We start from the raw sequence: 23,968 nt of genomic DNA, 5'->3' as shown, positions 1-23,968 counted from the left end.
GAAAAAAGCCTGCGCCATCCCGCGCAGGCTTTTTTTTCGCCTGCCGAAAAGCAGGGCGCTGCGCTACAATCACTGCCCTGCCACCTCCCTCTGCACCGATGTCCGCTCGCCTGCTGCTGCGCCTGTTGATGTTGCCCCTGCTGGCGTGCCACCTGCACGCGTGCGCGGCCGCCCCCTCGCCCCTGCTGTCCGACTACACCCACAATGCCTGGGGCGCCTTGCAAGGCGCGCCCGTCGACGTGCTCAAATTCGCCCAGGGCAAGGATGGCTGGCTGTGGATCGCCACAGCCACCGGCTTGTACCGCTACGATGGCGTGCGCTTCGACCGCGTCGACAGCGTGTACGGCCACCGCCTGCCGTCGAGCAATGTGCTGGGCCTGGCCACGCCGCCGGACGGCGCCGTGTGGGTCGGCTACCGCCTCGGCGGCGTCAGCGTCTTTCGCCAGGGTGGCGCGCGCACCTACCGCGAAGCGGACGGCTTGCCGCCAGGCGCCGTGTTCCATATCGAGGCAGCGCCCGACGGCGCCATCTGGGTCGGCACGCGCGATGGCGCGGCGCGCCTGGCGCCGGGCGCCGACCGCTTCGTCGCGCAAGCGGCCAACGTGGGCCTGCCCGACAAACGCGTGTACCAGATCCTGTTCGGGCGCGATGGCACGCAGTGGATGGGCACCATGCATGGCGTCTTTTTCCGCAGGCCGGGCGAGACGCGCTTTTCCCATGCCTGGCCGCGCACCATGCTCACCAGTATGGATGAAGCGCCCGATGGCGCCATCTGGGCCGTCGACAGCCAGAGCAATTACTACCGCGTGCGCACCAGCGCGCCGCGCGGCGATGCGCCCATCCGGCCCGACGCCAGGGGCAACGGCATCCGCTTCGACCGCGCCGGCACCATGTGGCTGATGACGCCCGATGGCATCGAACGCAAGTTCGACCCTGCCGGCCCCAGTCTGCCGGCCCAGCGCCTGACGCGCCAGAACGGCATCAGCGGCCCGCTGCCGCAAACGTCGTTCCAGGACCGCGAGGGCAATCTGTGGTTCGGCACCTCGACGGGCCTGGACCGGCTGCGGCCGAACCGCCTGCAGACCTTGCCCGTCGCGGTGCCCTTCGACCACCCAGGCATGCTGCCGGGACCCGATGGCGACGTGTGGATCGGCGACTACGTGAGCGACGTGCGCAGCTTTACGGCCGACGGGGTGAAAAAAGTGATCTTGAAAGGGGCGCTGGCGGCCAGCCACTGGGCGCCCGACGGCACGCTGTGGCTGGGCAACGAGCAGGAGCTCCACCACCGCGCGCGCGACGGCACGATGACGCGCGTGACAGCGCCCGTGCAAGGACTCGATCCGCAGGCGCTGCAGCAGGACCGCTCGGGCGCCCTGTGGGCCTCGTTTTCCGGCGGCGGCCTGTTTCGCCTGAGCGAAGGAAAATGGAGCGCGAACGGCGGCCTGTCCGGCCTGCCGGCGGTGCTGACCACGGCCATGGCGATCGATGGCGCCGGCACCGTCTGGCTGGGCCATGCCGACAATACGGTCAGCCTGGTGGCCGACGGCCAGCGCGCGGGCGCCGTCAGGCGGCTCGGCGCGGCCGAGGGACTGCAGGTGGGCACGGTGCTGCAGCTGTACCGCGATGGCGACGCGATGTGGGCCGGCGGCGAAAACGGCGTGGCCCTGTACCGCGCAGGGCGCTTCCACACCTTGCGCGGCGCGTGCGGCGCGGCGTTTCGCGGCGTGTCGGGCATCGTGCGCCTGCCGGACGGCGACCTGTGGCTGCATGGCGCGGACGGCATAAGCCATATCGGCGCGTCCAGCCTGGCCGCGTGGATGCGGGACGGCAGCGCCGTCGTCTCGGAACGCTTCGACGCGCTCGACGGCTTGCAGGGCCATGCCTCGCAGCTGCGCCCCGTGCCGTCGCTGATCCATGCGCCCGACGGCAAGCTGTGGTTCTCCACCTCGGCCACCATCGGCATGCTCGACCCGCTGCATATCCGCCGCAATCGCCTGCCGCCGCCCGTGCAGATCCACAGCTTGCTGGCCAATGGCGCGCGTTACGCGCTGGACGATGGCAAGCCGCTGCGGCTGCCGCAAGGCAGCAAGACCCTGCAGATCGGCTTCACGGCGCTGAGCCTGTCGATGCCCGAACGCGTGCGCCTGCGCTACAAACTGGCGGGCGTGGACGCCGGCTGGCAAGAGGCGGTCGGGCGCCGCGAGGCGTACTACACCAACCTGGCGCCAGGCAGCTACCGCTTCGACGTCACGGCGGCCAACGAAGACGGCGTGTGGAACACGCAGGGAGCCAAGCTCGACATCGTCATCGCGCCCGCCTTCGTGCAGACGCCGTGGTTCGTCGTGCTGCTGGCGCTGGGCGCCGCGCTGCTGCTGTACGGCGGCTATGTGCTGCGCATCCGCCATCTGACGCGCAACATGCAGGAACGGCTGCAGGAACGCTTGCAGGAGCGCCTGGCCGAACGCTCGCGCATCGCCCGCTCGCTGCACGACACCCTGCTGCAAAGCGTGCAGGGCCTGATCCTGTCGTTCCATGCGCATGCGGACATGCTGCCCAAGGGCACGCGCGAACGGGCGCGCCTCGACGGCACCCTCAACCTGGCCGACCAGCTGCTGATCGAAGGCCGCGACCAGATCATGGATTTGCGCGCCTCGGCCGAACCGGACGAACTGCGGCTGGCGCTGCAGCAATTCGGCAAGGGCCTGGCCGAGCACCGCGCACACGCCTTCACCGTGCACGTCAGCGGCACCTGCCGGCGCCTGCAGCCGCGCGTGCATGACGAGGTCTATGCCATCGCGCGCGAAGCGCTGTTCAACGCCTCGCGCTATGCCGAGGCGGCCAACATCGTGCTGGAACTCGACTATGCGGAGCAGGCATTCACCCTGCGCGTGCGCGACGACGGCTGCGGCCTCGATGACGCCGTGGCGCAAACGGGCCAGCGGCCCGGCCACTGGGGCCTGGTCGGCATGCGCGAGCGCGCCGCCGGCATCGGGGCCAGCCTGCGCATCGACAGCCGGCCCGGCGCCGGCACGCAGATCGAAGTGAGCGTGCCGGGCCGCCTGGCCTACTGACGGTGCTGGCGCGGCGCGTGCGCAAGCGTCCGCGGGCGGGAGAGAAAATGTTATACGATGCGCAAGAGCGCTGTCTTGCTCAGCTATCCTGCCCCCACTACGTTCTGAAAGCCCGCCATGAAAAAATGCATCCTTGCCCTGCTCGTGTTTGCTTCCGGTTCCGCCTTCGCCAACTCGGCCTGCGACACGCCGCGCAACGACTTCGACGGCCTGTATTGCCTCAACAAGGTGTACCAGGAAGCGGACAAGGAACTCAACGCCAACTACAAGACACTCGCCGCCAAGCTCGATGCCGGCGGCAAACAGAAGCTGAAATCGGGCCAGCTGGCGTGGATCGCCAACCGCAACGACGCCTGCTCCAAACGCGAATCGTCGGGCTTCTATGTGAATCTCGATTGCGCCACCAAGACCACCATCGAACGCGCGCAATTCCTGCAGGACCGCGTGCGCGAATGCGTGAGCGCCGGCTGCCAGAACAGCAAACTGTAATGTAAGTCTGCGCCAGCGCAAACGGAAGCGGGCGGCAAGCGCCCATACTGGCCGCTCCCATGTCTTCCCCGTTTGCGCCATGAACAAGCTCGTCGACATTTCCCTGTCCCGGTGGGACGCCAGCGGCAGCGCCGCGCAGCAGGCGGCGGCGCTGCAGGCACTCGAAGATGGCCAAGTCGTGCTGTTGCCCGCTCTGGGCTTTCCCCTGCAGCAGGAAGAGCATGCCCTGCTCGACGGCGCTGTGGGTAGCGCCAGCAGCGCCAAGAACATCAGCTGGGAACCGGCGCGCGGCGTGCGGGGCCAGGGCGATGCCTGCAATGCGGCCCTGCTGGCCGCGCTGATGCAACGTTATGCGCGGCACACGCGGCACTTGCTGGCCGGCTTGCTGCCCGGCTATGCTCCCCATCTGCAGCAAGGCAAGGGCAGCTTTCGCCCCGTGGAAATCGCCGGGCGCATCACCTCGTGGCGCAAGGACGATACGCGCCTGCATGTGGACAGCTTTCCTTCCTCGCCCACGCAGGGCCGGCGCATCCTGCGCGTCTTCAGCAACATCCATCCGCGCGGCGCGCCCCGCGTGTGGAAACTGGGCGCGCCGTTCGAACAGGTGGCGCAGCATTTTTTACCGCTTGCAAAGCGTCCGCAGCCCGTGCTGGCGGCGCTGATGCACCGGCTGCGCATCACCAAGTCGCGGCGCACGGCCTACGATCACTACATGCTGCAGCTGCACGACGCCATGAAGGCCGATCTCGATTACCAGGCGCAGGTGGAGCAATACTCCCACGCATTCGCGCCGGGCCAGACGTGGATCGTCTTCAGCGACGCCGTATCGCACGCCGCCCTGCGGGGACAGCATGCGCTCGAGCAAACCTGGCTGCTGCCCGTGCGCGCCATGGCAGCGCCGCACAAGTCGCCGCTGGCCATCCTCGAACGCCATTTGCAGCGGCCGCTGGCCTAGTCTCGTCTGGCCAGGTCTGGCACTCAGGCAGAAGCGGATTCAGGCCGGCAAGCGGGCCGACTTGAAGCGCCGCCAGGCCTTGTGCATGCGGCCATCGCTGCCTTCCGCCTGCGCGCGCGCCGCCAGATAGCCGCGCACGAAGGCAGCGTGCAGCCGCAACTCGTCCTGGCCAGGCAAGTCGGCCTGGGCATCGGGCAATTGCTGCAGCAGCCGGTCGGCCACCTGCACGTCGTTGAGCCAGCCCAGTTCATCCTGCAGCGCCGACAGCCGCCCCACATACGGTTTCACGGCGCGCGCGGCAAACAGCGAAGCAAAGAATTCCGTCGCATACCGCGTCTTCTTGGCCGCGATGCGCACCTGGTGGCGCTGCTGCGGCGTGGCATGCAGCAGGCGCTTGCCGCGCTTCATCAGGCGGCGCTGGTCCTTGCGCAAGGTGATGCGGGCAAACGGCGACACGCGCGCATCGAGGCGCCGCAATTGGCGCGCGGAACAGCCGTCGCGCCAGGCGCGCGCCTGCAGCCAGCGCTGCAAGCCCAGCATGCAGGCCGTGTAGCGCGCCGACGTGACGGCCTGGGCGGCTTGTTGGTGCTTGAGCCGCGCCTGCGCGTGCGCCGCCTGTGCCAGCGCCGCCGCATCGGCCTGCGCCTCGCCATCGAGCTGCGCCAGGGTATTGCCAGCCAACACATCCCAGTCGCGCGCCTCGCCCAGCGCGCCGCCCAGCCAGTCGAGTTCGGCCTTTAAGGCGTCCGGCAAGGCCAGCAGGGACTTGAACATGCCCAGCGCCGAGCGCAAACGGCGCAGTCCCACGCGCATCTGGTGCACGCTTTCCACATCCTCGCCCGCCGCCACGCCATCCTGGTTGCCGCTGACCTGTTCCAGGCAATTGCCGGCGATGGCCACGAACACCTGTTCCACCGACATCGCCGCGTCCAGCGCCAGCGCTTTCGCCTTGACGGCTTGCAAGGGGTACGCTGCCGCCAGGCGGTAACCGCGTTCCGCCTTGCTCATGTGGCCCAGCTGCAGCGGCACGTCCCGCAGCAGCGCCAGCGCCACGTCGAACAGGCTGGCCGCTTGCCCTTGCTTCAATTCCAGTTCGACCTCGCTGACGGGCACGCTGCGCGCGGCCCCGTCCGCACCGCTTTCAATGACACCCTGGTCCAGCACGCATTCGATCTGGTCGCCCTGCGGTGTGCGCAGCTGCCAGACGGTGCGCTCGATGCGCGTGGTAAACACGGGCTGCAAGGCGTCGCGGACGGCATCCTGGCGCAGCAGCGCGCGGACGGGTTGCTTGCGGCCGATGGCAGAGTCGAGCGCGGCCAGATCCGGCTGCGGCCCCGGCACGTCGCCTTCCCATTCGTGGCGGCTGTGCAGGCCGCCGTTGACGGTACCGCCCGCCTTCAGGGTTTGCACCCAGTGCCCGTCCACCTGGCGCACGCGCAAGCCCGCGTCGTGGCGGCACAGCTGCAAATCGGGCGTATCGACATAGATATCGTGCATCTGCAGCACCTGCACCTCTGCTTGCGCAGCCTGCGCCAGCAGCGGGTGGGCGCGCAGGCGGGGCGCGTCTTCCGGCGCCAGCAGCAATTTCAATTCGATTTCCATGTCCGCTCCTTGCGAGATTCCTGAACGCCCATTGTAAGGCGCGTCCCGCCGCGCGCAAGGCGCACGCACGCACGCACACCTTGATTTTGCGCGAAAATAAGCGATTCATTTACAAGGAGATGCCATGACCTACCACGCCGCCGAGAACCGCTACGACAGCATGCAATACCGTACATGCGGGCGCAGCGGGCTGAAACTGCCGCTGCTGTCCCTGGGCCTGTGGCACAACTTTGGCGACAGCAACAATCTGGCTTCGCAGCGCGACATGCTGCGCACGGCCTTCGACCTGGGCATCACGCATTTCGACCTGGCCAATAACTACGGCCCGCCGTATGGCAGCGCGGAAAGCAATTTCGGCAAGCTGCTGCGCGACGATTTTTTACCGTACCGCGATGAGCTGATCATTTCCACCAAGGCGGGCTGGGACATGTGGCCGGGTCCGTACGGCCAGGGCGGCGGTTCGCGCAAATACGTGCTGGCCAGCCTGGACCAGAGCTTGCAACGCCTGGGCCTCGACTACGTCGACATCTTTTACTCGCACCGCTACGACGCCGACACGCCGCTGGAAGAAACCATGGGCGCGCTGGCAACCGCCGTGCAGCAGGGCAAGGCGCTGTACGTGGGCCTGTCCTCGTATTCTCCGCAAAAGACGGCCGAGGCGGCGGCCCTGCTGAAGGAGTGGAAAGTGCCGTGTTTGATCCACCAGCCCGCCTACAACATGCTCAACCGCTGGATCGAGGAAGACGGCTTGCTCGACACCCTGCAAGAGCAAGGCATGGGCTGCATCACGTTCACGGCGCTGGCGCAGGGTTTATTGAGCGACAAGTATCTCGATGGCGTGCCGCAGGATGCGCGCGTCAACCGTCCCGGCGGCGGCTCGCTGCTGCAAAAGCACCTGAGCGCGGAAAACCTGGCCCGCGTGCGCGCGCTGAACCAGATCGCCGCGCAGCGGGGGCAAACCCTGGCGCAGATGGCGCTGGCCTGGGTGCTGCGCGATCCGCGCGTCACCTCGACCCTGATCGGCGCAAGCAGTAGCGCGCAAATCCGCGAAAACGTGGCCGCGCTGCAGCAATTGTCGTTCACGGCCGACGAGCTGGCCGCCATCGACGTGCAGGCGCGCGAAGGCCATATCAATCTGTGGGAAGGCCCGTCGCGGGCCGTATAAGGGGGTTCACGGCGGCGGCATCGGCGGCGGCAGCAGCGCGCATAGTTCCTGCGCCACCTGCTGCCGCCGTTCGGGCGTGGCGAAAACGCCCACGTCCACCTGCGCGCCGCCATGGCCGATATCCTTGATGCGTATCAACTGGCGCGGCCAGCACGGCACTTCGACGCGCGTGCGCCATGGCGAAAAGTGGTGGCGCCGGCAGCGGCCGGCGCTGACCTGTTCGACGATCAGTTCGCCATCGCGCAGGGCGATGTGTTCATAGTCGCGCGCATGACGCAGGTAATGCAGCAGGGCGATGCTCACCAGGCCCAGTTCGGCAAACGAAAAGGCGGGAATGTACCAGAGGCCGCGCAGCGCAAAGACGGCGGCAATGAGCAGGGAAAACAGGCATAGCAAGCCATAGGCGCGCAGCAACTGGGGCGCCGTCAAGGCACTGTGGCGCGCGAGCAGCCATTGCGGCTGCTCGCGCGAGTGATCGCGTGGCATGGCGCCTCCCGCACTATCGCTCCATCACCGCGGCGGCCCTCGCCGCCGCCAGGTTCCGCCAGATCGTTCAGCCAGCTTGCGCCAGGATCAGGCGCCCATGCGCACCAGCGCGTGGCCCACGTGCTGCCACCAGTGATCGCGCGACTTGACCTGTTTCAGGCAAGACGTGTCGATTTCCGTCGGAAATACGCGATCCTGGCACGCCTTCGTTTCCAGGGCATAGCGCTGGTTTTCCGCCGCCGCCAGGGCCACGATCAGCCAGAACGCCAGCGCCAGCAAGACCACCAGCGCACTCCAGGCCAGGTGATTGGTGTTACTTTTTTCGCCAAAAAACTCGCGCGGCCGCGTCTCGCGGTACATCGACATCAAGTCTTTTTCTTTCTCTTCCGACATCTGCGTTTGCATCCTCTGACATCCTATCCTGTGCCGGCCGGCTGGCCATGGCGGCGCGCACGCCGCCTTGCCCTCATTTTACGCTGATGGCGCCAGAGCGGCGGCAATTTGCGGCAGGCCGCCGGCATCAGGGTCGCGGCGCTGGCGCCTGGGGAGCGCCGGGCTCGCCATCGTCCTCCTCTGCCGGCCGCACGGGCGCCAGGCTTTCCACATGATCGACGTCGATATCGCCGCCGTCGGGCGCCGTATTGCGCGGTTCCACGCCGGCCCGTTCGCCCGTGCCGGCCGCATCGCTGTCGTTCTCCAACGCTTCCACATCCTGGCCGGGCACGCCCTGCATGTCGCTGCCGCTGTCGGAACTGTCGCTGGGACCGAGCGCGCCCTTGCCATGGCCGCTGCCCAGGACGCGGTCGGGCGTGACGGGCAAATTGTCCGGATCGAGTGTGCTGCTGCTCATGGCTGACTCCCGTTAACAAAAAAACCAGCTTACTCTCCTGGCCAGTCCAGCGGCGCACGCCTGCACGACCTTTTCCAAGGGGCAAATGCGGCGACGCACAAATATTTTCAGAAATTACTTCACAAATGTACTATTCATTGCTATAGTTAATTCAAGTAAGCATCTTCTCATCCAGAAATTGCTTCATCGGCGGCACGGCGCCCACCAGCGCAGCGCCGCCGAACCGACCGGTACGTGGCGATCCGGCCCATCCACCCAGCCATCATGCACATTTTGGAGTCTTATCATGCAAGCCAAATCACTCATCGCAGCATTGTTTGCCATCACCACCGCCACTTCGGCTTTTGCCCAAAGCGCCGCGCCTGCCGCTGCCAGCCAGCAACTCACGCGCGCTGACGTCACGGCCGAATACATTCGTGCCCGCAACGCCGGCGAAATCGCCACCAGCGAAGTCGACTACCCGAAAACGCCGGCCACCGCCGCCAGCAAGGTGACGCGCGAACAAGTCATGGCCGAGTTCTACGCCGCCCGCAAGGCTGGCCTGATCCCGCAAACGGAAGCGGACTTTGATGTCGCGCAAACGGCCAAGCACGTCGTGCAATAAGAAACCAGTCAGCCGGTTTCAGTCAGTAACAACTCAGTTGCGGCGCAGCACTCGGGCCACTCCCGAAGCTCACCGCGGCGAGCTGTGATTCCCCCGCACCACCCCAACATATCTCTCCCGGAGTTCCTGCATGTCCCTGCACCGCCGTCTGCTTGCCGCCAGCCTGATCCTTGCCTTGAGCGCTTGCGCCGACATGGGCCATATCGCGCCGCAATCGGTCATGCTCGACGCCAATAAACTGCAGGGCAGCCAGGCTATGGATGCCGCCGCCAGCGCCGCCATACAATGGCCGCGCACGCAATGGTGGCAAGACTTGCACGACCCCCAATTGAACCGTTTGATGGATCAGGCGCTGGCCGACAGCCCCACCCTGCGCGGCGCCCAGGCGCGCGTGCGCCAGGCCGAGGCGCTGGCCGGCGCGGCGGAAGACAAGACCCGCCCGCAGGCGGACGCGAACGTCTCCATCAACCGCGAACTGTATTCGCAGCACGGCAGCACGCCGGCACCGCTGGCCGGCAACTACGCGTGGCGCAACCAGGCCACCGTCACGGCCTCGTACGACCTGGACCTGTGGGGCCGCAACCGCGCCGCCCTGTCCGCCGCCTTGGGCGACGTGCAGATGGCGTCGGCCGAATCGCAGATGGCCCGCCTGGCCCTGGAAACGGCGCTGGTGCGCACCTACATCCAGCTGTCGTATGAATTCCAGCTGCAGGACGTGATCGAGCGCAGCCTGGCGCAGCGTGCCCGCATCCTCGACATCACGCGCCAGCGCAAGGCCGCCGGCATCGGCACGGACATTGACGTGGCGCAGATCGAAACCACCTTGCCCGCCGGCCGCCGCCAGCTGGAGCAGTCGGCCGAATCGCTGGCCCTGCTGCGCAACCAGCTGGCCGCGCTGGCGGGCAAGGGCCCGGCAGCGGGCGCCGCGCTCACGCGCCCCGTGCTGCGCCTGGACCAGCCGCTGGCCATTCCCGCCGCCCTGCCCGCCGACCTGATCGGCCGCCGGCCCGACATCGCCGCCCAGCGCTGGAGAGTCGAAGCGGCGGCGCAGCGCATCGACGCGGCCAAGGCCGAGTTCTATCCGAACGTCAACCTGGTGGCGTTCGCCGGTTTCCAGGCCTTCGGCTTCAGCCACTTTCTCGACGCCAACTCGGAGATCCGCGGCGCCTCACCCGCGCTGAGCCTGCCCATCTTCGCCGGCGCCCGTTTGCGCGCCCAGCTGGGCAGCCAGACGGCCGTGTACGACGGCGCCGTGGAGCAATACAACGCCACCGTCATCAACGCCATGTCGGACGTGGCCAACGCCGTCACCCGCGCCCAGTCGCTGGCAAAGCAGCACCAGCTGACCGTGCAGGCGCTGGCCACGGCGCAGCGCGCGCGCGACCTGGCGGAAAAAGCGTACAAGGCGGGCATGAGCGACGCCATCAACATGCTCAACACGCAAGTGGCGCTGCTGGCGGAAGAACAGCAGCAGGCGCAAAATGGGGCGCGCGAGCTCGATCTCTACGTTTCCTTGATGAATGCATTGGGAGGCGGCATCTAGGCTCGCGTTGCCATAGCCCAACAAGATACAATCGGAGCTTTATTCACACATGAAGGAATATGACATGACCGCTTTTGACGCCACCTCCAAGCGGCTGCAAAACATCCGCACGCGCATGCCAGGCTTCCCCATGGAACTGATGCGCCTGTTGCGCATGACGTACCACATTCAAAAAGGCATGAAGGACTTGACCAATGCCGCGCTGAAAAAGCACGACCTGGTCGATGCCAGCTACATGGTGCTGGCCGTGCTGTACGGCACGGACGACGAAACCTCGAACGCCTGCACCCTGGGCATGGCGTGCCATGAAAAGCCGGCCAACCTGACGCGCGTGTGCAACGACCTGGAAACGCGTGGCCTGATCCACCGCGGCACGCGCCCCGGCGACCGCCGCTCCGTGATGATCTCGCTGACCGACAAGGGCCGCGCGCTGATCGAAACGGCGCTGCCCGACGTGTACCAGGAAACGTCGGCCCTGTACGAAGGGTTCACGGAAGAAGAGCTGCAAGTGCTCGACAAGCTGTACATGCGCCAGCTGCGCAACCTGAACAACCTCAACAACCAGAACTGATAGCCTATCGATGACGCCAGCCACAGCAACAAAACCCCTATATGGCCCCCTGACCCGGGCGGCCCACTGGCTGGCGCTGGCGCTGCAGGACTGGCGCGCGACGGAAGGCGAACGCTGGATCTACGTCGGCAAGAACCTCATCGCATCGTTCTGCGCCCTGTGGCTGGCCTACCGCCTGGGCCTCGACTCGCCCAGTACGGCGATGACCACCACCATCATCCTGGCCCTGCCCAGCAGCGGCATGGTGCTGGAAAAAAGCTTTTACCGCCTGTGCGGCACCCTGCTCGGCTGCACGGCCGCGCTGACCCTGATCGGCCTGTTCCCGCAGCAGCCCGTGCTGCTGTTCGCCGGCCTGGCCCTGTGGGTGGGCCTGTGCACGAGCGGCTCGGCGCTGCACCGCAACGCCCAGTCGTATGTGTACGTGCTGGCCGGCTACACGGCCTGCATGATCGTGCTGCCCGCCATCGAGCAGCCGATGCAGGTGTTCGCGCTGGCCGTCACGCGCGTGGCCGAAGTCGGCCTGGGCATCATCTGCTCGGCGGCGGTCTCCAGCGTGCTGCTGCCGCGCCACCAGGGCACGCAGGTGATGCGCACGGTACAGGCCCGCTACGGCAAATTCCTCGCCTTTTGCCATGACGTGCTGCAGCAAAAGCTCACGCCGGCGCAGGTGGAACTGACGCATCTGCAGTTCGCCGCCGACGTAGCGGCGCTGGAACTGGGCCGCTCGGCCGCGCTGTTCGAAGTGACCAGCAAAGTGAGCCACGTGCGCGCGCAGAACCGCAAGCTGCACGCCTTCAACGCCACCTTCATGACGGCGCTGACCACCTTCTACACCTTCCACCGCCTGTTCGACCGCCTGCAGCGCGATGGCGAAAACCAGGTCATGCAGGCGTGCGCGCCCCTGTACGCCATCGTCGCCGAGGCGCTGCAAACGACGCCGTCGCAAGACTCGCTCGACACCATGCAGCGGCATTTGCAGACGGCGCTGGCGCAGGCGCGCGCGGACATCGATGGCGCGGCCATCGCGCATGCGCAGCGCATCGACTTCGACACCGTGTGCGAACTGCTCGAGCGCTTCGCGCGCGACATGAGCCGCTTTCACGAAGTGTATTTCAGCCTCGTGCACGACACGCCGCTCGAGGTGAGCACGCCGCAGGCATATGCGCCAAAGACGCCGCCCGCGCTGGTGCTCGCCAGCGGCGCGCGCGCCGGCATCAGCCTGGCCCTGCTGGCGCTGGGCGCCTACTTCCTCGCCTGGCCCTACGCCAGCACGGCGATGCTGATGGCGGCCGTGTTCTGCGCGCTGGCCTCGTCCTCGCCGCGCCCCATCATGATGATCCGGCAAGTGCTGGCGGGCTTTCTGATCGCGATGCCCCTGTCGCTCGTCTGCGTGTATTTCGTGCTGGTGCACGGCGACGGCTTCCCCATGCTGATGCTCAGCTTTGCGCCCTTCCTCGCCGTCGGCCTGTACCTGATGACGAATCCCGCCAAGCTGGGCGTGGGCCTGGGCGTGTCCACCTTCATCACGCAGATGGCGCCGACGAATCTGATGCACGTCGACGGCGCCGCCTTTTTGAACACGGGCATGGCGCTGATCGTCGGCCTGATGCTGGCCGCCCTCGTGTTTGCCGTGCTGCTGCCCGAGCACACGATGGGCCACAAGGACCACATCGGCCCGGCCCTGTGGCGCGAAGCGCTGCAGGCGTGCACGGCGCCGGCGCGCCGGGTCAAGCATCGCTTCGACAACCGCGTGCGCGACCTGCTCAGCCAGCTCAATGCGGCGGCCGGACCGGCGCCGGGCGAGGCCACGCGCGCCGTCGTGCGCCAGGCCCTGACCCTGCTGGAAATCGGCCATTCCGTGATCGAATTGCGCGAACTGATCGCGACCGCCCGTCCGGGCGCCACGCGCCATGCGCTGCAGCAGTGCGTGGACGGCATCGCCGCCTGGCTGCGCACGCGCGCCGATGCGCAACTGCAGGCGGCGCTGGCCGCCACCCTGCAGGCGGGCGCCGTGGTGCGCGCGGCGCAAGCGGAAGCGGAAGCGACAGCCGAACGCAGCGCACGGCTGCAGACGGCCTTGGCCGACCTGCATTCGATCTACACCTCATTACTCGACCACATGGCGCCTGGCGCCGGAGACCACCATGCCGCGTGAATTCGCCCTGTTCGGAATTCTGATTCCTACCCTGCTGCCCCTGTTCATCCTCAGCATCGGCCTGCAAACCCTGCTCGACCGCGTGCTGGGCTGGCTGGGCGTGTACCGCATGGTGTGGCACCCGTCGCTGGCGCGGCTGTGCATCTTCATCGCCATCTTCGGCGCGCTCGCTCTATCGCTTTACAAATAAAAAAAACTGTTCAACCCCATCAAGGAAAGGCTGCCGACATGGTAAGCAAACTGACACGCTATGCAATCACCCTGCTGCTCTTGGCGGCAGCCCTGTGGATAGGCAAGACCGTCTGGGACCGCTACATGGAATCGCCGTGGACGCGCGACGGGCGCATCAAGGCCGACATCGTCAACATCAGCGCCGACGTGGCCGGCACCGTCACGGACGTGCTGGTGCGCGACAACCAGGTGGTGCAAAAGGGCGATATCCTGTTCGTCGTCGACAAGGAGCGCTACACCAGCGCGCTGGCCCAGGCCGACGCGGTACTGGCCGCGCAAAAAACGGAGCAGGGCCGCCGCGGCAAGGAAGCACAGCGCCGCGCCAATCTGGACGCCAGCATCATCTCGACGGAAAGCCGCGAAAGCGCGGCCTTTGCCGCCAGCTCGGCCTCGTCGCAAGTGCAGGCCGCCGTCGCCGCCCGCGCGCTGGCGCAACTGAACCTGGAACGCACCACCGTGCGCGCCCCCGTCAGCGGCTACGTGACGAACCTGAACGTGCACAAAGGCGATTTCGCCGCCGTCGGCGCGGCCAAGCTGGCCGTCATCGACAGCGCCTCGTACTACGTCGTCGGCTACTTCGAAGAGACCAAGCTGGGCATGCTGGCGCAGGACGACAAGGCGGAAATGAATCTGATGAGCGGCGGCACCCTGCACGGCCACATCGAGAGCATCGCGCGCGGCATCACCGACCGCGACGCCGCCACGGGCCGCGAACTGCTGGCCGACGTCAATCCCACCTTCAACTGGGTGCGCCTGGCGCAGCGCGTGCCCGTGCGCATCCACATCGACGAGCAGCCGAAGGGACAATTGCTGGTGGCCGGCACCACCTGCACCGTGGTGATCACGCCCCATTCCGCGCCTGCGCCCAAGCCTGCGGCGGCGCATCCCGCATGATGCGCGGCGGCGCCGGACGCCTGGCGGAAATCGCCCTGTTCCTCGACGCTGCGGCGCTGGGCAGCTTTTCCGCCGCCGGCCGCAAGCACGGCCTGTCGCCGGCCGCCGCCAGCGCCGCCATCGCGCGCCTGGAAACGGCGCTGGGCGCCACCCTGTTCGAGCGCACCACGCGCCAGCTGCGCCTGACGGCAGAGGGTTTGCACTACCGCCAGTACAGCGAACAGGCGCTGGACTTGCTGGCGCAGGCGGAAGACGGCTTGCACGGGGGCGGCGGCGCCGTGCGCGGCATGGTACGCATCTCGGCGCCGTCGGACATCGGCCGCCAGTTGCTGCTGCCCATGCTCGACCGCTTCGCCACGCTGCACCCGCAGCTGCGCCATGCGCTGACCCTGACGGACATCACGGCCAACCTGGTGCAGGACGATATCGACCTGGCCATCCGCTACGGCGAGCTGCCCGACAGCGACATGGTGGCGCGCCTGCTGCACCCGGGACGGCGCGTCGTGTGCGTGGCGCCCGCGCTGGCCGCCAAGGTGGGCGTGCCGGCCATGCCGCGCGACCTGGCACAGCTGCCCACGCTCGTGCTCACGGCAGGCGACGGCGCGCCGCAGGAATGGCGCTACCGCGAAAACGGCAAGCGCCACAGCCTGCGCCTGCCGGGGGACTGGCACAGCAACGACGGCGAAATCATCCGCCGCTGGGCCGTGGCCGGCCATGGCTATGCCTACAAATCCCTGCTCGACATCGGCGACGACCTGCGCGCGGGGCGCCTGCGGACGGTGCTCGACGATTATTTTGCCGACAGCGTCCCCCTGAACCTGCTGTACCGGCGCAGCCGCTTCCAGCCGCCGCGCGTCGCCCTGCTGGCCGACTTCCTCGTGCGCCAGTTCGCCGCGCTGCAAGCCTGACGGCCGCCCTTACCGCGGCAGCACGCCCAGCTGGCGCAGCAGGGTGAGGTTGTCTTCCAGGTGCCAGTTATCGCTGATGCGCCCCTGCGCATTGACACGGTACAGATCAAACGCATGGAAATCGACGGCTTGTCCCTGCCCCTGCAAGGCCCCCTGCGGCGTAGGGAAGACGCCCGTGAAGCGGCCCGTGAAATGCAGGCGCAAGGTCACCCGGTCGCCCGCCACCAGCATCTCCTCGATGGCCACCTTCAAGTCCGGCACGGCCGCGTGGAACACCTGCGACGCCTGCAGCGGGCCGGCCAGTCCCTGCGGGCGGCCTGAGGGCAAGGTGCGGTCCGTAAAATCGTCGGCCAGCGCCAGCCGTGCCAGGGCCGGATCGCCGCTTTCCCAGAACGCGGCATAGCGGCGCGCGGCCAGCGCCACCGCGGCGTCGGCTTTCGCGCCGGACAGGTGGGCCGGCATGGGCAGATTGATGGCGCAATGGGCTGGCGCGGCGGCCAGCAGGGACAGGGCCAGGATGGCGGGAGCAAAAGTGGACATGGTGGTTCCAAATGAGTTGATCGGCGTGCATATGGCACCCCGCCATTCTGGACTCGCTTGCCCTGCTTGATAATTGGCCCCGCGCTTGAAGCAATTGCTTGCCAGGGTTGAAAATGCGTTGAAAATCAGCGCCCGCCCGCCACGTCGAGGATGCTGCCCGTCACATACGTCGCGCCCGGCCCCAGCAGGTACAGGATGGCGTCGGCGATTTCTTCCGGCTGGCCGCCGCGCTGCATGGGCACGCCCGATGCCAGGCGCGCCACCCGTCCCGGTTCGCCGCCCGAGGCGTGGATGTCCGTGTAGATGATGCCGGGCCGCACGCCATTGACGCGGATGCCTTCGGCCGCCACTTCCTTCGCCAGGCCCAGAGTCAGGGTATCGACGGCGCCTTTCGAGGCCGCGTAATCGATGTATTCGCCCGGGGAGCCGATGCGCGCGGCCACCGACGAGACATTCACGATGCGTCCGCCCCGCCCCCCGTTCGCCGTCGACATGTGCCGCACGGCCTGCTGGCAGCACAGGAAATAACTGATCACGTTGGTGCGCAACACGCGCTCGAGGCGCTGCACGGAAATATCGGCCAGCCGGCATTTCTGCTCCAGCACGCCCACATTGTTGACCAGCGCCGTGAGCGTGCCCAAACGCGCATCGACTTCATCGAACAAGCGCGCCACGTCCGCTTCATCGCTGACGTCGGCCTGCACGGCGATGGCTTCGCCGCCCTCGGCCACGATGCGCGCGCACAGTTCTCCGGCCGCCTGCGCATCGCGCACATAGTTGACGCAGACGGCATAGCCCTGGCGCGCCGCCAGCAGCGCCGTCGCCGCACCGATGCCGCGGCTGCTGCCCGTAATCAGGATCACTTCCTTCATTGTCCCTCCTCGATGGTTGTGGCACCATCATACGCGGACGAAAAAAAACCCGCGCAAGGCGGGTTTTTCTGGCAGGCGCATTCAATTTCGGAAGTGCGTCATGGCGTAAGTCAGGTGCTGCCACCAGTGTTCGCGCGTCTGCACGGACGCCAGGCATTTCGCATCGACCTCGTTCTTGAACGCGGGATCCACGCAAGCCTTGCTGGCCAGCGCATTGCGCTGGTTTTCCACGTTGACGATGGCAATCGACAACCACGCCACGAGGGCGACGGCCAGCACGCACAGGGTCCAGGGCAGCTGTTTCATGGTGTTCTCCAGTGTTACTTCTTCGCTGGCGCGGGAGCGCGCTCTTTCAGGACGCGCGCCACCAGTTCATCCATCACGCGCAGGGTCGCCGCCTGGGTCTGCGGCTCGGACTGGCCCGGACGCGACAACTGCGCCGGCGACGTCACGAAGCGGCCGTCGATGACGATGGTCGGCGCGCTGTCGATCTTGCTGGCCGCGATCAGCTGCTCGTTGCGTTTCAGCTTGGTCTGCACGCCGAACGAATTGAACATGTCCAGGTATTTCGCCTTGTCGATGCCGTTCTTCACCAGCAGGTCGAGGATGGCGTCATCGCGGTTCAGGCGGTTGCGCTCGACGTGGATGGCGCGGAAGATCTTGTCGTGGAACTGGTCCAGCTGGCCCATCGCTTCAAGCGTGGCATAGGCGTGCGCCTGCGGATCTTTCGGGCCCGTGAAAGCCAGGTGGATGCGGCGGAAGGCGATCTTGTCGCCCTGCTTCTTGACCCAGTCGTGCATCAGCGGATCGAGCGCATAGCAATGCGGGCAGGAGTACATGAAGTACTCGACCACTTCCACCTTCTTGCCCGTGTCCGTGCGCACTGGCGTCGGGAGCGTGGTAAAGCCGGTATCGGCCGCCATGGCGCCGCCGGTGGCCGCCACCAGGGTGACGGCGGCAAGCAGGGGACGCAAGAAACGCAGAAAACGCATAATAATCCTTCATCATAAGTGGTCGTGAACGGGGCGAGATTACCACTTTTTGCACCGGACGATGAGGCCCGGCCGGAAAAAAAACGCTTTTACGCGCTCCGTTTGCGCCCGATTAAGCCGCTTTTAAGCGCCGCCGCGCCGCTGCCTCAGAAATGGTAGCGCGCCGACACGCGCAACTGGCGCGCGTCGTTGAGGTAAATGCTGGAGCGGCAGCCCGGCGCATCGCCGTAATGGCGGCGGTTGGCCAGGTTGCTGCCGGCCAGTTCCAGCTCCCAGGCGCCCAGCTTGCGCACATAGCGCCCGTCCACGGTGGCGAACGCGGGCACTTGCGCCAGGCAGCTGCCGGCGAAATCGGGGCCGTAGCGCAGCGCGCGCAGCCATTGCACGCCCACGTCGGCACTGGCGCCGCCCTGCCCCGTCCAGTACAGGCGCAGGCTGGCCAGGGTTTTCGGCACGAGGGCGATGTCCGGGCCGTCGTAGGCGTAATCGTCATAGCGCGCATGCACCTGGCGCACCTGGGCGTCGAGGCGCCAGTCGCGCGCCAGCGCCATGCTCGCTTCGATGGCGATGCCGGCACGGCGCGAAGGATCGAGGTTGCCCGCAAAGCCCAGCTGACCCAGGCTCTGGTCGAAGACGATCTGGTTGCTCAGGCGCTCGCTGAACACGCGCACGGAAGCGCTGCGCGCCGCGTCGCCGTAGGTGGCACCCACTTCCATTTCGCGCCGCAGCTGTCCCGCCAGGGGGCGGTAGCCGGCGCGGGTATAGCCATCGTCATCGATGCGGTAGCTGCGCGCGGCCTTGGCGTACACGCTCAGCTGCGGGCGCAGCTGCAGGCTGCCCTGCAAGTCCCAGGCATTCTGGTTTTCCCAGTCGCTGCCGCCGGCCGGCATGTCGGCCGGGTCGAGCTGGAACTGTTCATGCCGCAGCCCCAGCAGCAGGCGCGGCGCATACGCGCCGCCGAAGGCAAGCTCTTCGCGCAACAGCAGCGCGCGCGAGTACTGGCGGCGCTGCGCATCGCCCGCGCGGCCCGAGCGCCGCTGCCACTGCATCAGGTCCAGACCCACTTCCGTATCCGTGCCCACGCTGCCCACCTTGCCGTAATGGCGCACGCGGGGCGCCAGTTGCCGGCGGCGGCTGCTGTAGCTCGACTCGCTGCTGCCATCCTCGCCCGCATAGTGGGCCGTGGCGCGCTTTTCCCGCTGCGACAGTTCCACGCCCAGCTCGAAACTGCCCACATAGCGCTGCACGAAGGCGCTGGCGCGCCGCACCTCATAGCGGTACAGGTCTTCCGGGCGGGCCGCCAGCAAGGACAGGAACGGCGCATCGGGCGCGGGATAGCGGGTGTCCTGCTTCAGCTGGTCGGCGCTGAAGCCGAAGCGGCCCTGGCGCAGCTTCCATTCCGCGCCGCCATTGAAGCCGCGCTGGTGAAACACGCTGCCATCGCGGTAATTGCCATTGCGCAGGCCGTCGATGGCCGCGTCGAGCGACATGCCGTCCTGGTCGCGCGACAGGGCGGCGCGCACGCTGTGCTGGCCGCCCTGCGCCAGTTCGGCGGACAAATCGCCGTGCGTGACGCCGGCCGGCGGCACGGACGGCTGCGCCAGTTCCTGCGCGCACGCCGGCATGGCCAGGGCATACAGCAGCAAGCTGCGCATGGCGATGGTCAGGGGGGAAGAGGCAGGCATCATGGCGGAAAGCTGGGTGCGCTACCGGGACACGCACGGTAGGGAAACGGGAGGATGGCAAAAGCGAATCATTATACGCACGGCGCGCGGCGCCGCAACAGCACGCTGGGCTGCCAGCATAATTCATTGCTTATTTGTAATTTTTACAGGTATATTAACGAGCGTCCGGCGATCCTGGGCGCAGCCGACCGCATTTGAAAATCAACAAGCCACTGTGGGAGTCACGCATGGAAAGTCGTAGCACGCCGCGCCGCCGCATTGTCCCCCTCCCGGGCAAGTTCAAAGCCCTTGCCATCGCCGCCCTGCTGCTGGCCGGCCTGGCCCTGCAGGCCGAGCTGTTCGCCCAGCCGGACCACGGCAAGCCGCCAAGCGCGGCCGTGCCGCTGGCGCCGTCCGCCGACGGCATCGCCCTCGCTTCGCCACATGCCGCCGCCGTCGCCACGCCCAGCACCAGCAACGCCTGGGGCGGCGCGCGCACGGGCGCGCAAGCGACCCTGTCGGACCGCGTGGTCGACTACCAGATCGAAGCGACGCTCGATCCCGTCAAGCACACGATCGACGGCCGGCAGAAACTGCGCTGGCGCAACCGCAGCGCGCAAGCCGTCAGCAGCGTGTACCTGCATCTGTACCTGAATGCGTTCGAAGGCGAGCATTCGACCTTCTTTACCGAGAAGCGCAAGTTCGATACGGGCTTCCGCTCGGGCGTCGGCACGCGCGACGGCGAGTGGGGCTACATGGAACTGCGCAGCATGACGCAGAACGGGACCACGGCGCCCTGGCATTTCGTCCAGCCCGACAACGGCCCGGCCACCGACCGCACCGTGGTGCGCGTCGACTTGCCGCAGGCCGTCGCGCCGGGCGCCGAGACGACGCTCGACATCCGTTTCTTCGACCAGCTGCCGCGCGTCATCGCGCGCACCGGCTATTTCGGCAGCTTCCACCTGGTGGGCCAGTGGTTCCCGAAGATCGCCGTGCTGGAACTGCCCGGCGAACGGGGCGCCACGGCGCCGCGCTGGAACGCGCACGAATTCCACCTCAATTCGGAGTTCTACGCCGACTTCGGCCACTACGACGTGAAGCTGACCGTGCCCAAGGGCTACACGGTGGGCGCCACGGGCGAACTGCAGGGCGCGCCGCAGGAAAAGAACGGCATGCTCACGCATCACTACGTGCAGGGCGACGTGCACGATTTCGCCTGGACGGCCGACAAGCGCAGCGCGCCGCCATTGACGGGCAGCTGGAGCGGTCCTGGCAGCCCGCCCGTGGCCATCCAGGTGCTGTACCCGCCCGAGTACGCATCGAACGCGGCGCCCGCGCTGCAGGCCGCCAAGGACTCGCTCACGTATTTCTCGCGCACCCTGGGCCCGTATCCGTACAAGACCCTGACGGTGGTGATTCCGCCGTTTAATGCGGCCGAAGCGGGCGGCATGGAATACCCGACCTTCATCACCGCCTCGAGCTTCGCCAGCCTGAAGCCAAAGACCATCGCCGGATTCGGCCTCGACTTCGTCACCATCCACGAATTCGGCCATGGCTATTTCTACGGCATCCTGGCCTCGAACGAATTCGAGGAACCGATCCTCGACGAAGGCTTGAACGAGTACTGGGACCAGCGCATGCTGCGCGCGCGCGGCCAGGACATCCACGCCACCACGCCCCTGCTCAAGCGCCTGGGCTTCGCTCCCGCCTTCAAGGTCTTCGAGGCCGAGCGCATGGCCGCGCCGCGCCAGGATGCGGCCGACCCGCTGGGCCAGAATGCCTGGAACCGCCTGCAGGGCGTGGGGCCCGTGTACAGCCGCACGGCCATCACCCTGCGCGACCTGGAAGCGCGCATCGGCAGCGAGGCCATGGAACGGGGCTTCAAGGCCTATTACGAACAGTGGAAATTCCGCCATCCCAGCGTGGCCGACCTGCGCGAAGCGCTGGCCGAAGCGACGGGCCAGCGGCGCATCGTGGAACAGGTCTTCGCGCAGCAAGTCCATGCCAGCGCGAATATCGACGACCGCATCGGCAGCTTCACCAGCGAAGAGCAGACGCCGCTGGCCGGCCTGGCGCTGGTGAACGGCAAGCGCGTGGAACATACGCCCGAGGCGCTGGAAAAAGAAGAGGACAAGGTGCGCGAGGCGTGGGACAAGGCGCATCCGGACGCCAAGCCCGGCACCGGGCCGTATCCCTATCTGACCAGCGTGGTGCTGCGCCGCCGCGGCGCGCCCGTGCCGCAGGTGCTGCTGGTGAAGTTCGCCGACGGCAGCTCCGAACGCGTGGTGTGGGACAACGGGCAGCTGTGGCAGCGCTACACCTGGAGCAAGCCCGTGAAGGCCGTCTCGGCCGAACTCGATCCCGAACGCGTGCACTACCTCGACGTCAACAAGCTCGATGACAGCCGCACCCTGAAGGCCGATACCTCGGCCGCGCGACGCTGGAGCCTCGACATCGCCGCCGCCTTCCAATACCTGCTTTCCCTGATCGCCATCGTATGAGCGCCACTTCCACGCCACGGGCCAGCGGCCTGACCCTGACCACCCGCGCCAGCCGCGCCGCCCTGCAATGGCGCTTGCTGCTGCTGTGGGCGGGCCTGCTGCTGATTCCTACCATCGTTGCCGTCATTCCCCTCTGGCGCACCCTGGGCGCCAGCCTCGATCAGGCCATCCATGCGGCAGCGCTGGCGCAGCAACTCGACCTGATGACCGTGGCCGACCTCGTCGCCAATGCCAGCCGCAATGGCGCCGCCATCAGCCAGGCCGCCATCGCCGCCATCGTCCTGACCCTGCTGCTGTCGCCGCTGCTGAGCGGCCTGGTGGTAACGGCCGCACGCTCCCCCGCGCCACCGGGTTTCGGTGCCCTGCTGACGGGCGCCTTCAGCGAATACGGCCGCATGCTGCGCATGCTGTTGTGGAGCATCGTGCCGCTGGGCGTGGCGCTGGCGATCGGCGCCGGCGCGCTGAAACTGGCCGACAGACACGGGGCGACAGCCATCCTGGAAGCCGACGCCGACCTGGCCCGCCACCTGGCCTTGCTGCTCGCAGGCGTGCTGTTCCTGCTGGCCTGCGCCACGCTCGACGCGGGCCGCGCGGCGCTGGCCGTCGACCGGCGCCGCACCTCGGCCGTCAAGGCCTGGTGGCGCGGGCTCGGCATGCTGCGCCGGCGTCCGCTGGCTTGCCTGGCCATCTACCTCGTCATCACCGTGCTGGGACTGGCGCTGTATGCGCTGCTGGGCGTGGCACGGCTGAACCTGGCCGGCCCCGGTCCGCTGGCCATCGTGGCCGGCTTGCTGGTCACGCAGCTGGCGGCGCTGGCGCTGGCGTGGATGCGCAGCGCGCGCCTGTTCGCGCTGATCGACGTCAAGCGTTCAATCGCCTAGTCAGGCCCCCAGGCGCCCTTCATCGGCGAGGAAGTCGATGAAGGTGCGCACTTTCGAGGACAGGTAGCGTCGGCTCGTGTAGACGGCGTACACCTTGCCGCCCGCCAGCTTGAAATCGTCGAAGAGGCGCACCAGCCGCCCCGCCGCCAGGTCCGCATCCGTCTGCCACGACGGCAGCAGGGCGATGCCCATGCCGTCGAGCGCGGCCGCGTGCAGCAGGCTTTCGTTATTACATTGCAGCACGGGCGAGAACTTCACCGTTTCGCGGCCCTGCGGCCCGTCGAAGGCCAGCTCATTGCCGTTCGCCAGCAAGGAATAGCTGATCATGGCATGCTGCGCCAGATCCTGCGGCAGTTGCGGCCGGCCCGCGCGCGCCAGGTAGGCGGGCGCGGCCACCAGGTGGAATTCGATGCTGCCGATGGGCCGCGCGATCAGGGTCGGCGATGGGGCCTGGCTCACGCGCAGGGCCAGGTCGAAGCCCTCTTCCACCAGGTTCACCACGCGGCCGCTCAGATCGATGTCGAACGTCACTTCCGGAAAACGTTCACGGTAGGCGGCCAGGGTGCGCGTAAAGATGGCGTTGGCGAACCAGACGGGCGCGCTCAGGCGCAGCATGCCGCGCGGCACCACCGTCGTGCGGCCCACGGTCGCTTCCACTTCGTCGAGGTTGTCGAGCATGTCGCGGCACTGTTCAAAATACACCTTGCCGATTTCCGTCAGGCTCAGGTGGCGGCTGCTGCGGTTCAGCAGGCGCGCGCCCAGGTGGCGTTCCAGGTGCATCACGTGCTTGCTGACCATGGCCGGCGACAGATCGAGGCGCTCGCTGGCCCGCACAAAACTGTCCAGCTCCACTACGGCGCGAAACACGCGCATGCTGCGCAAGGTATCCATGACTGCCCCATCATCAACAAAATGGAAATGATATATCAATAATTACGATCTTGATCAACTGACCGCGCATGACTATCATCGATAGCATCAGTCATTCCACTCC

Annotated in this window: 23 protein-coding genes; 13 read left to right on the top strand and 10 right to left on the bottom strand. The window is 67.2% G+C overall.

The window, feature by feature from the left end:
* Positions 1-98 precede the first annotated feature (98 nt).
* From ACQ4WQ_RS18330 to kdoO, 3 genes are all read left to right on the top strand, one after another.
* On the top strand, positions 99-3,071 hold the full coding sequence (locus tag ACQ4WQ_RS18330) for a sensor histidine kinase (RefSeq protein ID WP_436499005.1): 2,973 nt from the start codon (positions 99-101) through the stop codon (positions 3,069-3,071).
* Positions 3,072-3,188: 117 nt separating this feature from the next.
* Positions 3,189-3,560, top strand: a complete 372-nt coding sequence (locus tag ACQ4WQ_RS18325; protein WP_326457592.1) for a lysozyme inhibitor LprI family protein — start codon at positions 3,189-3,191, stop codon at positions 3,558-3,560.
* 79 nt (positions 3,561-3,639) lie between these two features.
* Entirely contained in the window at positions 3,640-4,515 is an 876-nt protein-coding gene (gene kdoO, locus ACQ4WQ_RS18320) for a Kdo hydroxylase KdoO (RefSeq protein WP_436499003.1), read from the top strand.
* A gap of 39 nt (positions 4,516-4,554) precedes the next feature.
* Here the strand turns inward: kdoO and ACQ4WQ_RS18315 are convergent, their stop codons facing one another.
* Positions 4,555-6,117, bottom strand: coding sequence for a CYTH and CHAD domain-containing protein (locus ACQ4WQ_RS18315; protein WP_436499001.1), 1,563 nt, complete (start codon positions 6,115-6,117; stop codon positions 4,555-4,557).
* A 124-nt stretch (positions 6,118-6,241) separates the two neighbouring features.
* Between ACQ4WQ_RS18315 and mgrA the strand changes: the two genes are divergently transcribed.
* A complete protein-coding gene (gene mgrA, locus ACQ4WQ_RS18310) occupies positions 6,242-7,282 on the top strand; it encodes an L-glyceraldehyde 3-phosphate reductase (RefSeq protein WP_326457595.1) in 1,041 nt (346 codons plus the stop codon).
* Between the two features lie 6 nt (positions 7,283-7,288).
* Here the strand turns inward: mgrA and ACQ4WQ_RS18305 are convergent, their stop codons facing one another.
* The 3 genes from ACQ4WQ_RS18305 to ACQ4WQ_RS18295 all read right to left on the bottom strand — a co-directional run bounded on the left by ACQ4WQ_RS18305 (position 7,289) and on the right by ACQ4WQ_RS18295 (position 8,618).
* Positions 7,289-7,768, bottom strand: coding sequence for a DUF2244 domain-containing protein (locus tag ACQ4WQ_RS18305; RefSeq protein ID WP_436498999.1), 480 nt, complete (start codon positions 7,766-7,768; stop codon positions 7,289-7,291).
* Between the two features lie 87 nt (positions 7,769-7,855).
* The gene (locus ACQ4WQ_RS18300; RefSeq protein ID WP_326457597.1) at positions 7,856-8,173 is read right to left on the bottom strand and encodes a hypothetical protein; all 318 of its coding nucleotides are present in this window, start codon (positions 8,171-8,173) and stop codon (positions 7,856-7,858) included.
* A gap of 115 nt (positions 8,174-8,288) precedes the next feature.
* On the bottom strand, positions 8,289-8,618 hold the full coding sequence (locus ACQ4WQ_RS18295) for a hypothetical protein (protein ID WP_436498997.1): 330 nt from the start codon (positions 8,616-8,618) through the stop codon (positions 8,289-8,291).
* 286 nt (positions 8,619-8,904) lie between these two features.
* Here ACQ4WQ_RS18295 and ACQ4WQ_RS18290 point away from each other — a divergent pair, with 286 nt between their 5' ends.
* The 7 genes from ACQ4WQ_RS18290 (at position 8,905) to ACQ4WQ_RS18260 (ending at position 15,524) form a co-directional block, all read left to right on the top strand.
* Positions 8,905-9,222: a DUF4148 domain-containing protein gene (locus tag ACQ4WQ_RS18290; RefSeq protein WP_071650291.1), complete on the top strand. Its 318-nt coding sequence runs from the start codon at positions 8,905-8,907 to the stop codon at positions 9,220-9,222.
* A gap of 130 nt (positions 9,223-9,352) precedes the next feature.
* Positions 9,353-10,765: an efflux transporter outer membrane subunit gene (locus ACQ4WQ_RS18285; RefSeq protein ID WP_436498995.1), complete on the top strand. Its 1,413-nt coding sequence runs from the start codon at positions 9,353-9,355 to the stop codon at positions 10,763-10,765.
* A gap of 64 nt (positions 10,766-10,829) precedes the next feature.
* Complete coding sequence (locus ACQ4WQ_RS18280) at positions 10,830-11,336, top strand: MarR family winged helix-turn-helix transcriptional regulator (RefSeq protein ID WP_046682655.1); 507 nt, start codon at positions 10,830-10,832, stop codon at positions 11,334-11,336.
* A 10-nt stretch (positions 11,337-11,346) separates the two neighbouring features.
* Positions 11,347-13,491: an FUSC family protein gene (locus ACQ4WQ_RS18275; protein WP_436498992.1), complete on the top strand. Its 2,145-nt coding sequence runs from the start codon at positions 11,347-11,349 to the stop codon at positions 13,489-13,491.
* The gene (locus ACQ4WQ_RS18270; RefSeq protein ID WP_070224633.1) at positions 13,481-13,681 is read left to right on the top strand and encodes a DUF1656 domain-containing protein; all 201 of its coding nucleotides are present in this window, start codon (positions 13,481-13,483) and stop codon (positions 13,679-13,681) included. The genes ACQ4WQ_RS18275 and ACQ4WQ_RS18270 overlap by 11 nt, the downstream gene beginning before the upstream one ends.
* A gap of 38 nt (positions 13,682-13,719) precedes the next feature.
* The gene (locus tag ACQ4WQ_RS18265) at positions 13,720-14,616 is read left to right on the top strand and encodes an efflux RND transporter periplasmic adaptor subunit (protein ID WP_326457601.1); all 897 of its coding nucleotides are present in this window, start codon (positions 13,720-13,722) and stop codon (positions 14,614-14,616) included.
* Positions 14,613-15,524, top strand: coding sequence for a LysR family transcriptional regulator (locus ACQ4WQ_RS18260; protein WP_436498990.1), 912 nt, complete (start codon positions 14,613-14,615; stop codon positions 15,522-15,524). Before ACQ4WQ_RS18265 ends, ACQ4WQ_RS18260 begins: the two co-directional genes overlap by 4 nt.
* A 9-nt stretch (positions 15,525-15,533) precedes the next feature.
* Here ACQ4WQ_RS18260 and ACQ4WQ_RS18255 read toward each other — a convergent pair whose 3' ends face one another.
* The 5 genes from ACQ4WQ_RS18255 to ACQ4WQ_RS18235 all read right to left on the bottom strand — a co-directional run bounded on the left by ACQ4WQ_RS18255 (position 15,534) and on the right by ACQ4WQ_RS18235 (position 19,616).
* Complete coding sequence (locus ACQ4WQ_RS18255; RefSeq protein WP_436498988.1) at positions 15,534-16,064, bottom strand: ester cyclase; 531 nt, start codon at positions 16,062-16,064, stop codon at positions 15,534-15,536.
* A gap of 125 nt (positions 16,065-16,189) precedes the next feature.
* Positions 16,190-16,936, bottom strand: coding sequence for an SDR family oxidoreductase (locus tag ACQ4WQ_RS18250; RefSeq protein ID WP_436498986.1), 747 nt, complete (start codon positions 16,934-16,936; stop codon positions 16,190-16,192).
* A gap of 81 nt (positions 16,937-17,017) precedes the next feature.
* Positions 17,018-17,242 (bottom strand): hypothetical protein, encoded by a 225-nt coding sequence (locus tag ACQ4WQ_RS18245; protein WP_436498984.1) that lies wholly within the window; start codon positions 17,240-17,242, stop codon positions 17,018-17,020.
* 14 nt (positions 17,243-17,256) lie between these two features.
* Positions 17,257-17,928, bottom strand: a complete 672-nt coding sequence (locus ACQ4WQ_RS18240; RefSeq protein ID WP_326457606.1) for a thiol:disulfide interchange protein DsbA/DsbL — start codon at positions 17,926-17,928, stop codon at positions 17,257-17,259.
* Positions 17,929-18,074: 146 nt separating this feature from the next.
* On the bottom strand, positions 18,075-19,616 hold the full coding sequence (locus ACQ4WQ_RS18235) for a TonB-dependent receptor domain-containing protein (RefSeq protein ID WP_436498982.1): 1,542 nt from the start codon (positions 19,614-19,616) through the stop codon (positions 18,075-18,077).
* Between the two features lie 224 nt (positions 19,617-19,840).
* On the opposite strand from ACQ4WQ_RS18235, the gene ACQ4WQ_RS18230 reads away from it, so the two are divergent.
* A complete protein-coding gene (locus tag ACQ4WQ_RS18230; protein WP_436498980.1) occupies positions 19,841-22,093 on the top strand; it encodes a M1 family metallopeptidase in 2,253 nt (750 codons plus the stop codon).
* The gene (locus tag ACQ4WQ_RS18225; RefSeq protein ID WP_436498978.1) at positions 22,090-22,974 is read left to right on the top strand and encodes a hypothetical protein; all 885 of its coding nucleotides are present in this window, start codon (positions 22,090-22,092) and stop codon (positions 22,972-22,974) included. Before ACQ4WQ_RS18230 ends, ACQ4WQ_RS18225 begins: the two co-directional genes overlap by 4 nt.
* On the opposite strand, the gene ACQ4WQ_RS18220 is transcribed toward ACQ4WQ_RS18225, so the two are convergent.
* The gene (locus ACQ4WQ_RS18220) at positions 22,975-23,865 is read right to left on the bottom strand and encodes a LysR family transcriptional regulator (RefSeq protein WP_436498976.1); all 891 of its coding nucleotides are present in this window, start codon (positions 23,863-23,865) and stop codon (positions 22,975-22,977) included.
* Positions 23,866-23,968 lie beyond the last annotated feature (103 nt).

The organism is Janthinobacterium goodfellowi, from assembly GCF_051380695.1.
Classification (GTDB): domain Bacteria; phylum Pseudomonadota; class Gammaproteobacteria; order Burkholderiales; family Burkholderiaceae_D; genus Janthinobacterium.
This window is presented reverse-complemented; position numbering and strand designations above follow the sequence as displayed.